11 protein-coding genes are annotated in these 13,141 nt (G+C 39.8%); 6 read left to right on the forward strand and 5 right to left on the reverse strand.

The window, feature by feature from the left end; all coding sequences use genetic code 11:
* Positions 1 to 194: 194 nt before the first annotated feature.
* Genes M3210_RS10355 through M3210_RS10365 form a run of 3 tightly spaced genes read right to left on the reverse strand, consistent with a single transcriptional unit; the run spans position 195 to position 2,056 of the window.
* Positions 195 to 884 carry an ABC transporter ATP-binding protein gene (locus M3210_RS10355; protein WP_251514069.1) on the reverse strand — a complete coding sequence of 230 codons (690 nt, stop codon included), beginning with the start codon at positions 882 to 884 and terminating at the stop codon, positions 195 to 197.
* A gap of 3 nt (positions 885 to 887) precedes the next feature.
* Complete coding sequence (locus tag M3210_RS10360; RefSeq protein WP_251514070.1) at positions 888 to 1,259, reverse strand: GntR family transcriptional regulator; 372 nt, start codon at positions 1,257 to 1,259, stop codon at positions 888 to 890.
* Positions 1,260 to 1,264: 5 nt separating this feature from the next.
* Positions 1,265 to 2,056 (reverse strand): hypothetical protein, encoded by a 792-nt coding sequence (locus tag M3210_RS10365; protein ID WP_251514072.1) that lies wholly within the window; start codon positions 2,054 to 2,056, stop codon positions 1,265 to 1,267.
* A gap of 221 nt (positions 2,057 to 2,277) precedes the next feature.
* On the opposite strand from M3210_RS10365, the gene M3210_RS10370 reads away from it, so the two are divergent.
* From M3210_RS10370 to M3210_RS10385, 4 genes are all read left to right on the forward strand, one after another.
* Positions 2,278 to 2,613, forward strand: a complete 336-nt coding sequence (locus M3210_RS10370; RefSeq protein ID WP_251514075.1) for a zinc ribbon domain-containing protein YjdM — start codon at positions 2,278 to 2,280, stop codon at positions 2,611 to 2,613.
* 187 nt (positions 2,614 to 2,800) lie between these two features.
* Positions 2,801 to 3,592, forward strand: coding sequence for a hypothetical protein (locus tag M3210_RS10375; RefSeq protein ID WP_251514076.1), 792 nt, complete (start codon positions 2,801 to 2,803; stop codon positions 3,590 to 3,592).
* Positions 3,593 to 3,681: 89 nt separating this feature from the next.
* Positions 3,682 to 4,428: a phosphotransferase family protein gene (locus M3210_RS10380; RefSeq protein ID WP_251514077.1), complete on the forward strand. Its 747-nt coding sequence runs from the start codon at positions 3,682 to 3,684 to the stop codon at positions 4,426 to 4,428.
* A 39-nt stretch (positions 4,429 to 4,467) separates the two neighbouring features.
* The gene (locus M3210_RS10385) at positions 4,468 to 4,941 is read left to right on the forward strand and encodes a GNAT family N-acetyltransferase (RefSeq protein WP_251514079.1); all 474 of its coding nucleotides are present in this window, start codon (positions 4,468 to 4,470) and stop codon (positions 4,939 to 4,941) included.
* A gap of 146 nt (positions 4,942 to 5,087) precedes the next feature.
* Here M3210_RS10385 and M3210_RS10390 read toward each other — a convergent pair whose 3' ends face one another.
* Complete coding sequence (locus tag M3210_RS10390) at positions 5,088 to 8,171, reverse strand: efflux RND transporter permease subunit (protein ID WP_251514081.1); 3,084 nt, start codon at positions 8,169 to 8,171, stop codon at positions 5,088 to 5,090.
* Between the two features lie 98 nt (positions 8,172 to 8,269).
* Here M3210_RS10390 and M3210_RS10395 point away from each other — a divergent pair, with 98 nt between their 5' ends.
* Positions 8,270 to 9,154 carry a TetR/AcrR family transcriptional regulator gene (locus M3210_RS10395; protein ID WP_251514083.1) on the forward strand — a complete coding sequence of 295 codons (885 nt, stop codon included), beginning with the start codon at positions 8,270 to 8,272 and terminating at the stop codon, positions 9,152 to 9,154.
* Positions 9,155 to 9,227: 73 nt separating this feature from the next.
* Here M3210_RS10395 and M3210_RS10400 read toward each other — a convergent pair whose 3' ends face one another.
* The gene (locus tag M3210_RS10400; RefSeq protein ID WP_251514085.1) at positions 9,228 to 10,646 is read right to left on the reverse strand and encodes an aspartate ammonia-lyase; all 1,419 of its coding nucleotides are present in this window, start codon (positions 10,644 to 10,646) and stop codon (positions 9,228 to 9,230) included.
* A gap of 319 nt (positions 10,647 to 10,965) precedes the next feature.
* On the opposite strand from M3210_RS10400, the gene mqo reads away from it, so the two are divergent.
* Complete coding sequence (mqo, locus tag M3210_RS10405; RefSeq protein ID WP_251514087.1) at positions 10,966 to 12,477, forward strand: malate dehydrogenase (quinone); 1,512 nt, start codon at positions 10,966 to 10,968, stop codon at positions 12,475 to 12,477.
* Positions 12,478 to 13,141 lie beyond the last annotated feature (664 nt).

Here is a 13,141-nt window from a genome sequence, read left to right on the forward strand (position 1 = left end):
GACAATGGTTTGTTTTATTGTCCCAATCCCCTAATTAATCCTTAAGTTAAGCTTATAATGAAAACAAAAATTCTATAATGAGCTAAAGATTTATTTTATCTCAGCCTTGAGACTTAGTTGGTTTAAGGCCGATGGATGAGGAGTCAGGGCTTGCCTTTAAAAACTTACTAGAGATATATACACGGACTCCCCATCTATCCATAGATCTCGTTCATCCAATCCACAATGCTGAGTTGGTTTTCCTTCCTAAGGTCATCGACGTTATGATGGCCAATAATGTGACCGTCTTTTATAGCCACTACCTCATCCAGGATGTTTTCTATTTCTCTAATTTCATGAGTGGTAATTAAGATGAGCTGCTTTTCCAAATCCACAAAGGAAATCAATCCTTTTACAATGGAATTCCGGACCATCGGGTCAAGGCCGGAAAAGGGTTCATCCATCAAAACTACCGGAGTATGGCGTGCTAATGTTAGTACGATTTTGACCCGCCCACGGTTCCCTTTTGAAAGATGTTTTAATTTCTTTTCCGGTTCAAGCTTCATGAAATCCATGATCTCATATGCTTTTTCGATATCAAAGTCCCCAAATTGACTTGCATGAAACTCAATCGTATCCTTGACAGTAAAAAAGCGGTAATATTCATCAAGCTCTGACAGATAGGCAACAGAAGAAGCGATTTGCCGATTCACTTTTTCTCCATTTACCGTAATCTCACCACTTGTCGGATGGATCAATCCGGCAATCAACTTTAAAGTAGTCGATTTTCCGCTGCCATTTTCCCCGACAAGTCCGATCAATTTACCTTGATCAAGTTCCAAATCCACTTGATTCAGTGCAGTTCGGGATCCGTATTTTTTCGTTACATTCGTCAACTTAATCACTGCTTATTCTCCTTTCCGATTTAAATATTCCGTTAATCCCTGTTTTATCTCTTCTTTTGTATAGCCCATTTCAAACATCTGCTTGGTGAAATTCATTAAGATTTCCTTTTTCATTTCTTCACGTATGGATGCAATCACTTCCGTATCCTCTGTAACAAATGTTCCTTGCCCACGTTTGGATTCAACAATATCCATCGTTTCCAACTCCCTATAAGTTCGTTGTACCGTATTCGGATTGACATTTACTTCAATTGCCATTTCGCGGACGGATGGCAATTTACCACCTGCCGTCAGTTCACCCCGGATAATCCGTTTCTTAATCATTTCTGCAATTTGTTCGTATATAGGCTTAGATGAATGAAATAATTCTGCCATGATGTCTACACCTCTACTTTTTTGTCTATGATCCAGCATGCACCGAAAAACATAAGGATTGCCATAATCGAATCCCTAATAAAATGTCCAATATAGAAAATGGAAGTATCCATCATTGTTCCTGCTTCAAAATAATCTTCCGTCATCGTAAACTTGAACTCAAATCCTGTAATGACGTCGTTTGCTGAAATAGCTCCCCAATCTGTGAGCATTTGAATGAATGACAAATGGACGAATTGGTCGTAAAGATACCCGAACAGTAAGAAGGATGCAAATGTAATTAAAAAACTAAGGAAATCATTCATCCGCTGGCTACATGTCAGGAAGATTGACCAAAAGAACATGAACGTCAACGCCATCCGAATGGCTGAGGTGTAAATTCCAAAGGTGGATAGTCCAAGAAGATTTATCGTTGATTGCTCCGTCAAAAAATTATAATGGTCACTGAAGAAATTATTTGTAAATATCGCGATAGGAATAAAGGTTAGTGACATAAACAAGATGCCTGCTGCCAGTTTAGAGAGGAGCAAACCTGTGACTGGCATTGGTGTATGCAACCATAGATGCAATCTCTTTCTTTCGGAATTCAAAGCATAGAGGAGGTAGAGGAATAAGAAGAATAAGTGGAACAGAAGAACAACTCCTAATGCTCCCATGATGAGTTCCTCTTCCAAGCCGAGACGATAACCAATGTAATAAGCTAAGGCAATGACTCCAGCATAGAGAATCAAAACAAAGATGAATATGGGTAAACCAAGGCGCAATTCCTTCTTTGTTAAAGCCAACCAAGCGTTCATATTTTTAGCCTCCTAAAAACAAAAATTAGTGTACTATTTGTATAGTACACTAATACATCAATACATGTCAATGAATTTTTAGATAAATTAAAAAATATTCTGCAGTTACAGACTTTTATCAGGATGGGGGATAGACGGATATGTACATTAGACAAAATCTTAAAAGCATGGGAGAATCAAAGCTAAGCCTGCTTATTTAAAATTAATATGGAGGGATACATATGAGTCAATTACCTAATTGTCCAGAGTGCCAATCTGATCTTACATATGAGGATGGTGTTCTTTTAGTTTGTCCAATGTGCGGTCATGAATGGTCACCTGCTGCAGAGACAGAAGAAACAGAGTCAGTTGTGAAAGATGCATTTGGCAATATCCTTACAGATGGAGACTCCGTGACTTTAATCAAGGATCTTAAAGTAAAAGGAAGCTCGAATCCGCTGAAACAAGGAACAAAAGTGAAAAATATTACACTAATTGATGGCGATCATAACATTGATTGTAAAATTGATGGTTTCGGGCCGATGAAGTTAAAATCAGAATTTGTTAAAAAATTATAATGCAGGAAATGGGCAGGGAGAGTTGATACACTAACACTGCCCCTTTTTGCCACCTTACTCCTAATTCATAAGTCTATTGTAAATAGTGAAAAGTTATGTTTGTATAATACCTGGAGCTTGTATGTTTAATCCAGAGGAACATAGGTTAAAAGAGTGATAGAAATGAATAGGAAAGGTGAGAAAAGGAATGGACAAAAATTTAAACCCTGATTCTGAAAACAATGAAAATCAAACGGAAGAGGAAATTACTGACCCCCAAGAAGAAACATTACATCAACATGCTTCAACCACTCAACCAGAGATCCACACCCCTCATCAAGCGAATATGGAACAAAGTTCTAATCAGCAAGAAACAAAATCCCAAAACAAAATCAACTTTGACTTTGGAAAGAGCATGAATGAATCGAAGAGTATTGTGAAGGATGCTGTGTTCAGACCGCATTCCTTAATCGTTTCGAATCGATCCATCAGTATAGAAACAAGTGTCATCATTTTTGTAATCCTTACTATACTTGTAGGGGTATCTGCTTATTTTAGTGTTAAAAACTTTATGGACAACGCGTTCGGCGGCTTTGGAAGCCTCTTTGGTCCCTCGATTGGAATCGACTTTTTATTCCTTACGATGCTAGGTTGGCTCGCTACATTTGCCATTGGGTATTTTTCTTTGTACTTTATGCTATCCTACTTCGGCAACAGAAAAATGGATCACCAATTATTATTAACGAAATATGCTATCGTCAACATTCCGTTCGTCCTTGTATTTTGTTTAATTTTCACCCTCTTCGGATTCGTACTGATTGATTTCTTTTTAATCATGTATGTATTCGGACTCATGCTGTTCGGAATGATTCATATTTATCTTTTCCTTATGAATGTGGATAAGCCAAAATATGATTTGTTTTGGTTGAGTTCAGGGTATTTACTAGTGTTGTTAGTCGCAACTTACTTTATTACTGGAATTGATTTTGGATTATTTTAATCAGATAAATAATACATCGTTTGGGTCAGTCAGGAGTTCCTTGATTGGCCCATTTTTTTGACAATAGAGTATGGATTAGGAGAAAGCAAATGAATTTAGAAGGACCAATAGCAGTGGGAAATACTGCAGAGATCTATCTTTGTGAGGGTATGGTTGTCAAGGTATTTAAAGACCATTTACCAGATACAGAGTCAGTTTATGAAGCGAAAAAGCAGGAGTTTGTGTATTCAAAAGGACTTCCTGTACCCCGAGTCATTGATGTTTTGAAAGTACATGGGAAACAAGCGATAGTCATGGAGCATATCAACGGGAAAACAATTGGTGAACTTGTATCTGAGAATAGACAGCAAACGGAGCATTACATGGATCTCTCCATTGACGTGCAGCAACAGATTCATAGCGTTACAGCTGATTCATTCGAACCGATGGCGGTTAAATTAAGGAGTAAAATTAAGCAGGCTGTCATCGAAGAAAAATATAAAACTAGTTTAGTTCGCAAATTAGAATCCATGCCGAATAACAATAGTTTATGCCATGGAGATTTCCACTTTTTTAATTTAATTGTTACAGATAATGATGAAGTAAAAATAATAGACTGGGTAGATGCAAGTGCAGGGGATAGCTGTGCTGACATTTGTCGGACATACCTTTTGTACTCACAGCTTTCCACAGAGCTAGCTGAAATGTATATGCGAGTATATCTTAGTAAGAGTGATTTTTCTAGAGACGAAATCTTACAATGGGAGCCGATCCTTGCGGGCGCCAGGCTGGCTGAGAATATAGAGAAGGCTGAGGCAGAACGTCTATTAGGTATAATTAAAGATGCCTGCTCCTGATAATAGCTGATTCATTATGACTGTAGAAGGTGATGTGTCTTGATCAAAGAACTCGATATCCGCGACCGTACTATTTCTGAAGAGGTCTTGGAGCTTCAAGTAGCCTCTTACAAAATAGAGGCGGAAATCATTAATTATCTGGAACTACCACCACTTAAAGAAACAATCGATATATTAGAACAGTGTGGAGAAACATTTTACGGTTATTTTTACAATGATAGACTTTGTGGCGTTTTATCAATAAAAGAAGTAAATGAGGTAGTCGATATTCATCGGCTGTTTGTTCACCCTGATTATTTTGGAAGAGGGATTGCCCAAAAACTGTTTATCTTTCTCGAAGAAAAGTATCTAGGTATCACAATAAAAACTGCAACAGCATCTAAAAATATCCCAGCAGTTAAATTTTATAAAAAGAACGGTTTTAAAGTTACGAAAGAAATAATCGTGAATGAACGACTGACCTTAATGGAATTTGAGAAAACTCGTTCTGAGGTTAAAAAGGGTCACTTCTAAAGAGAATGTTCATTATGAAAAAGTCGTACTTTAAATAAATGCTGAAGTTCACAATTTAAATGTCGATATTCAAAAATAAGAATTCATTACTAACCTCAAGCTATAAAAAAGAGCGACCAGAATCCACTTCTGATCGCTCTTAAAGTTTAATCTTCTATAATATTTTTTCTATCCTTTTTGAATAGCTTCGATAATAGTTCATACACAAGCGGTACGATGAATAGTGTCAGGAATGTCGAACTAGCAAGTCCGCCGACAACAGTAATACCTAGGTCTCTTGAAACAAGTCCACTACCACCGGTTACAGCCAATGGAATCAATGCTCCAATCGTTGCGATAGCTGTCATTAAGATTGGACGGAGACGAGTTCCTCCACCTTCAATGATTGCTTCTCGCAATGTCATGCCACTGCGTTCCATTCTGATGATTCTATCGACAAGAACAATGGCGTTCGTGACGATAATTCCAATTAACATCAGAAGTCCCATCATAACCGTTACTGAGATTGTTTCTCCTGTCAGGTATAGGCCGACGAAGGAACCAATGACAGCAAATGGCAGGGAGAATAGGATAGCGAATGGTGCAATACCTTCGCTAAAGGTGACTACAAGAATAAAGTAGACAATCGCTATTGCTGCAAGCATTGCTACAGCTAGCTGTTCAAAGGTTTGCTCCATATCTGCAGCAACCCCGGCGATGCCGTATTCCACACCTTTTGGTAATTCCATTGCTTCAATAGCTTCATCCATTTCAGATGTCACTTGAGAAATATCTTGATCCAAAATCGTCCCAGATACTGAAGCGTAATATTGGTTATTACTTCTTGATAACGAAGCAACTGTTGCATCTTCTTCAACGGTCACCAAATCCGATAATGGAAGCTCTGTACCAGGTGCAGCAGGAATTGCTATCGGTGTTTCCAGTAACTCATCAATCGATGTGACAGCGGTCTGTTCCTCCTGCTGAACAATGACATCTAATGTATCTCCATCTTTTTCAACAGTTGTGATCACTTCTTGGGAACCAGTACTACTTAGCGCCCCGACTACTTGACCTGTCGTTAAGCCATATTGTAATAGTTCCGCCTGATTTACGTTCAATATGTGTTCGACATATGTGCTTTCTGCTGTTGAGGTTACATCTGTCAAGCGGTCATTAGCAGCCATTTCTTCCTCAACCATTTCGACAGCTTTATTTAAATCATTTAAATTCTCACTGTAAAATGTATAGCTGAGTTCATTGGATGACATACTCATTCCACTGAAGTCTTGACTGATCCACTCACCAGGGTGGTCAATTTCTGATAGTTCGTCTTTAATTTCCTCTTTTACTTCAGAGAAATTCTCCATCTCACTATCAAACGTTGCGAATATCAACGCTCCTCCACCAGCACCCATCATAGCGGCTTGTGGATCAGAGGAGTCTGTGACAGAAAGCTGAATGATTTCTGTATCCTCACGGTCAATTAGTTTATCTTCCACTTCACCAACATATTCTAACGTGTCTTCCATTAGCTCACCAGGTTCTGGGGAGTAGGTGAGGTACATTACTTTTTCCTCTTCACTGCCTAGGAAACTGAATCCGATGAGTGGTGTTAGAAGTAAGCTTCCAACGAGTAAAGAAATTGCTGTGATGGACGTAATAATTTTATGATTTAAAGTCCAATTCAGGGCCTTTTTATATCCTTGAGTAAATTTCCCTTGTTCTTTATGTTTGATTACCGTCCGGTCACCATATAATTTCTTTTTAAATAACGTATGGGATAGGGAAGGTACAATGGTAATCGCCACAAGTAAAGAAGCAAGCAACGCGAGGGACATCGTTAATGCGAATGGCATGAATAGCTCACCGACCATTCCACCCATAAATGCGATTGGTGCAAATACCGCGATCGTTACTAGAGTGGACGAAAGGATTGGTTTGAACATTTCAATCGTAGCCTCACGAATCAATGCCCGTCCTGTTAGTTTCTCGTCTTTCAAATGCAGACGTCGATATATATTTTCCACTACGACAATTGAGTCATCAATTACCCGACCGATTGCTACCGTAACTGCCCCGAGTGTCATAATGTTCATCGTAATATCGAGGTAGTTTAAAATAAGGAAAGCTATAAAAATGGAAACTGGAATAGAAATGATGGAAATGACCGTTGACTTGATATCACGTAAGAAAAGTAAAATGATGATAACGGCAATTAAACCACCAAATAATGCTTTTTCTACCATCGTACTCACGGAGTCTTCAATCGGTTGTCCTTGGTCAAGGGAAATATCAACGACTAGGCCATCCAATCGCTCTTGTTCTTCATCCATGAGTTCTTTTACAGCATTTACAACATCGACTGTGTTTGCTTGTTGGCCTTTAACAATTTGGATTGCAATCGCATCTTCACCGTTCGTCCGGGAAACGGATTCGACTTGACCAACGGTTTCGATATCGGCAATCTCACCAAGCTCGATAAATGGTTCAGGATTCGTCTCTGTTGGTGTAACAGGAATAATCATTTCTTTCAGATCTTCGGCGGTCATGAATTTACCATCTACAGATACGGCTTGTTCCCCTTCCGTAAATTCATATAATCCGAGGGATATATCCAGGTCACTTGCTTGGATGATATCTTTAACAGAATCCTCCGTAAGATCAAGCTCTTCTAGAGTCGTCTGGTCAAAAGTCAGTTGTACTTCTTCCACATGCTGACCAGTCATGGTAGCCGATGCTACACCATCCAGCTTTTCAATCTTAGGAAGGATAACGTTCGTGACGGTTGATGTCAGTTCAACAATATCCTCCGTTTCACTGCTGATACTTAACGCAACGACTGGCATCATATCCATGCTGATTGCAGTTATCGATGGTTCTTGAGCATCATCTGGGAGAGTGACATTTTCTACTATATCTTGCAATTGTCGGCGTTTTTCATCCATATCCACGCCATATTCGTATTCAATTTGAATATTAGAAAGACTGGCAGATGAAGTGGAGTATAAATTCTTCACATCCTCCAAGTCCTCAATCGCCCGTTCTAGTGGAATCGTAACATCATCCATCACCTGTTCAGCTGTTGCCCCAGGATAAACATCCATTACCATTAAATATGGAATGGAGATGTCCGGAATCGATTCGGTTTTCATTTGCGTACCGGCATAAATACCGCCAGCTGTAACAATAATGGTCAACAGCCATACGGCAAGTTTATTCTTCATTACAAAATTGACAATACCTTTCATGTTGCACCTACCTTAATTGACTTTATAAACTCATTTTCTTATAATAAATGACTATTGGGTCATAAGTCAACGATAATAGCGGAAAGTGGGACGGTAAAGTGGAAAAAAGAGAGCTGATTATGGAAAAGGCATTGGAGCTGTTTGCTGAGCGAGGATTTTCTGCTACTTCAGTGCAAGAAATAACTGAACACTCCGGCATTTCAAAGGGTGCGTTTTATCTTTCATTCAAGTCAAAGGACGAGTTGATTTCGGAGATGATTCATGAGTACCTCGAGACTTTTGTCGCTGATGTTGACCAGCTGGTCAGCGAAAGTGATCCGGAACAATTACTGTATAATTTTTATTTTTATCATTTAGAGAGTTTTTCCGACCAATCGGGCTTTGCCAAGATTTTCGTGAAGGAGCAAACACATTTCTTTAACGAGGAGTTTCTTGCCCAGATTCTTTGCTATAATGAAATGATTCAAAACTCGATATTGGTCATGTTGGAGAATGTGTATGGAGAAAGTGTGGCTACGACGAAATACGATTTAGTATACGCAATTCAAGGTTTAATGAAAAGTTATATGGAATTGCTGTTGTTCGGCAACTTACCATTGAACAATAAATACTTGGCAGAGTCACTCGTTGAGAAAACGAATGTATTGGCTAATCATATGACACTCCCAGCCATCACTTCGGAAATATTTTTCCTTTTAAGGGAACCATCCAAAGGTTCGCTGACGATTGAAAAAGTGATGGAGTCCATAGATGATGCGCTAGCTTACGTCCATGAGTCAATTGAAAGGGAGTCTCTATTGCTGCTAAAAGAAGAATTGAATCAACCATTTCTTAGCGAAGCTGTCAAAGCAGGCCTGCTTAAAAATATAAAAAACCATCCTAGTTGTAAACGGGTATCGTACTTTTTGCATATGTATTGGGGAATGAAACAGGAAGGAAGCAGCCATACAAGTTGTCATCTTCCGAATCATTTTGGGAAATAAAGGAACCTCGCGATTACGTTAAGAAATAATAAGGGCAATCAAAGTCATCTTTGATTGCCCTTACTTCGTATATTTATTTACCAGCGTATACTTTATCTTTACCAGCAATTCCTGGGGAAGTTAGATTATTCAAATCAAGAATCATATCTACTTCTGCTTCTGTAAGAATTCCGTTATCGATACAAATCTCCCGGATTGGGCGGTTTGTTTCAAGGGCGATACGTGCCACTTCTGTTGCTTTTTCATAACCGACATACGGGTTGATTGCTGTAACAAGAGAAATACTGCGCTCGACCATATTGCGGCAATGTTCAATGTTCGCTGTCATTCCTTCGATCGCATATTCTCTAAAGATACGTAGTCCATTTTCTAAAATGGAGATCGACTCCAGCAAGTTGAACACAAGTACTGGCTTCATCACATTTAGCTCCAGCTGTCCGTTTTCTGCCGCCATTCCAATTGTTGTGTCGTTTCCAACGACTTGATAAGCGATTTGGTTGATAACTTCACAGATAACTGGATTTACTTTTCCTGGCATAATGGAAGAACCACTTTGACGTGCTGGCAGGTTGATTTCACCAAAACCGGCAGTCGGGCCAGAACTCATTAAACGCAAGTCATTTGCGATTTTTGATATATTGAGAGCATGGATTTTCAGCATGCTTGAAACTTCAGTGTACACATCGGTATTTTGGGTTGCGTCTATTAAACTTTCACTGCTTTTTATTTCAAAGCCGGTGAGGTCCGTTAAATACTCAACAACTTTTTCTGTATACTCCGGTAACGCGTTCAGACCTGTACCAACCGAAGTTCCGCCCATATTGACAGAGCGCAGGCCTTTCATCGAGCTGCTGATTCTTTCCAAGTCACGCTGCATCACAGAATAATAACCGATAAATTCCTGTCCGAGACGAATCGGCACTGCGTCTTGCAGATGAGTTCTTCCCATTTTAATCACATGGTCAAATTCTTGTGATTTGCTCTTGAAGGCCTCTACAAGATCTGCGAGTTTTTCTGCTAGCCCATGCAACCTATCTATAAGGGCGATATTTACTGCTGTAGGGAATACATCATTTGTCGACTGAGCCATATTGACATGGGAATTCGGGCTGACCAACTGATAGTTTCCTTTTTCCTCGCCTAGAATTTCAAGCGCTCTATTTGCAATCACTTCATTCGCATTCATATTGAAAGATGTACCGGCACCACCCTGAATCGGGTCTACGATGAACTGGTCATTAAATTTGCCTGCAATTACTTCTTCAGCCGCTTGCTTGATTGCTTCAGCGAGTTTCTTATCAAGCTGCCCAAGTTCAGCGTTAGCCATAACAGCCGCTTTTTTCACATATCCAACCGCACGGATGAGGGTTTCATCCACTTTATAACCAGTGATCGGGAAATTGTCCCGCGCCCTGACGCTTTGTACTCCGTAATAAGCTGCATCAGGTATTTGCACTTCCCCTAAAAAGTCTTTTTCCACACGTACTTCCATTCCTGCATCCCTCTCCATTGCATATATTTAATATAGAATTATAATTAAGCACTTCAACTCCCATTGTACAATGATTACCCCCTTTTGTCAGTAGCCTAAAAAAGTGATATTTCCAGTTCATTCACGGTCCATCCTAAGATGAACCATTTCTATCCAGAAAATATTGTTTTTAACGGAATTTGTGGTTAGAGAAGAGGGAATATGATAAAATAATAGTGTTATAAATATAAAGAAATATAGGTAGCATCCGTCGATGTTTTTTTAAAAATTAATTGTGGAAGCACTTTCATTTTAAAAAACAGATAAGGAAGAGGATAGTATGACTAAAAGGGAAAGCACAGATGTTATTTTAATTGGTGCGGGGATCATGAGTGCAACACTAGGTACTTTGATGAAGGAGTTGGCACCAGAATGGGATATTACCGTGTTTGAAAAGCTTGATAAAGCTGGGGAAGAAAGTTCGCATGAATTGAATAATGCTGGTACAGGGCATGCCGCATTATGTGAGTTGAATTATACTACGGAAAAACCGGATGGAACAATCGATATGACGAAAGCAAACAATGTCAACGAGCAATTCCAGGTTTCCTTACAATTTTGGTCTTACCTCGTAAAAAGAGGGTTGTTAAGTGAGCCGGAGAAATTTATCCGTGCATTGCCGCATATTAGTTTAGTGCAAGGCGAAAATAACGTGGAATTTTTAAGAAAACGTTATGAAGAAATGAAGACAAACCCACTTTTCGAAGATATAGAATACACCGAGAATCCTGCAAAGCTTGCAGAATGGATGCCGCTTGTCATGAATGATCGGATACTTGAAGATGGAATAGCTGCTACGAAGATTGATAGCGGAACGGACGTCAACTTCGGTGCCTTAACACGGAAGCTTTTTGAACATCTGGAAGAAACTGGAGCGAATGTCCAATATAACCATGAAGTAGAAGATTTGAAACGCAAGAAAAACGGCTGGGAAGTCAAAGTGAAAAATTGTGCTACTGGTAAGACGGAGTGTCATTTCGCCAAGTTCGTCTTTATCGGCGGCGGAGGTGGAAGCCTGCATCTTCTCCAAAAAACAGGGATTCCAGAAAGCAAGCATATCGGAGGTTTCCCGGTCAGCGGAATCTTCATGGCATGTAACAATCCGGAAGTTGTGGAGCAGCATCATGCGAAAGTATATGGAAAAGCAAAAGTTGGAGCTCCGCCGATGTCCGTGCCACATCTGGATACGAGATTTATTAATAACGAAAAACAATTATTATTTGGTCCGTATGCTGGTTTCTCACCGAAATTCTTAAAAACCGGTTCAAACATGGACTTAATCACTTCCGTTAAACCGAGCAACGTCTTTACGATGCTTGCTGCTGGAGCAAAGGAATTACCATTGACTAAATATCTGGTCACTCAAGTGATCCAGTCGAAGGAACAACGCATGAAAGAACTTCGTGAGTTTATTCCTAATGCGAAGAGCGAAGATTGGGATCTCATTGTTGCCGGTCAGCGTGTGCAAGTGATTAAAGATACCGACCACGGTGGAAAAGGAACATTGCAATTCGGAACAGAAGTCATTACTGGAGCAGACGGGACAGTCGCTGCATTACTCGGTGCATCACCGGGAGCATCTACAGCCGTTCATGTCATGTTGGATATCTTAAACCGCTGCTTCCCAGACCAAATGGAAGAATGGGAACCGAAAATTAAAGAAATGGTTCCATCATTTGGGCAGCTGCTGCGTGAAAACCCAGAGCTTTTACGTGAAGTGAAAGAAACCACGTCAGAAGTATTAAAGTTGCATAATGACACAGAAGAGCAAAAGTTATTGGCTAGCGTCTAAATGAATAAAGCACTCGCATGGTTTACCTATCCTCTAAAGGGAAGAAGGTGGCTTGCGGGTGTTTTTTGTGCTGTGCACTACGGACAAACTTTTATTTTCTTGTTTGGTTTCTCATGAACGCCCGAAAAATTAGATAGTGCTCTCATTCGGTAACTCAAAGCCGTTATGAGTGCCTGAAAACTAAAGTGATTCTCTAGTTCGGTCGCTCAAGTTTGCAATGAACGCCTGAAAAATTAGGTAGTGCTCTCATTCGGTACCTCAAAGTCGTTATGAGTGCCTGAAAACTAAAGTGATTCTCTAGTTCGGTCGCTCAAGGTTGCAATGAACGCCCGAAAAATTAGGTAGTGCTCTCATTCGGTACCTCAAAGCCGCTATGAGTGCCTGAAAACTAAAGTGATTCTCTAGTTCGGTCTCTCAAGGGTGCAATGAACCTCCGAAAAATTAGATAGTGCTCTCATACGGTACTTCAAAGCCGTTATGAGTGCCTGAAAACTAAAATGATTTTCTAGTTCGGTTGCTCAAGGTTGCAATGAACGCCCGAAAAATTAGATAATGCTCTCATTCGGTACCTCATAGATGTTACAAACGCCCGAAAATTTGAAGGCCTTCAAATTCGGTGCATTACGTTATTTGAAATTCCACAATCAATCCTCTATACTTCTAC

It is taken from the genome of Oceanobacillus luteolus, assembly GCF_023715655.1.
Lineage (GTDB): Bacteria > Bacillota > Bacilli > Bacillales > Amphibacillaceae > Oceanobacillus > Oceanobacillus luteolus.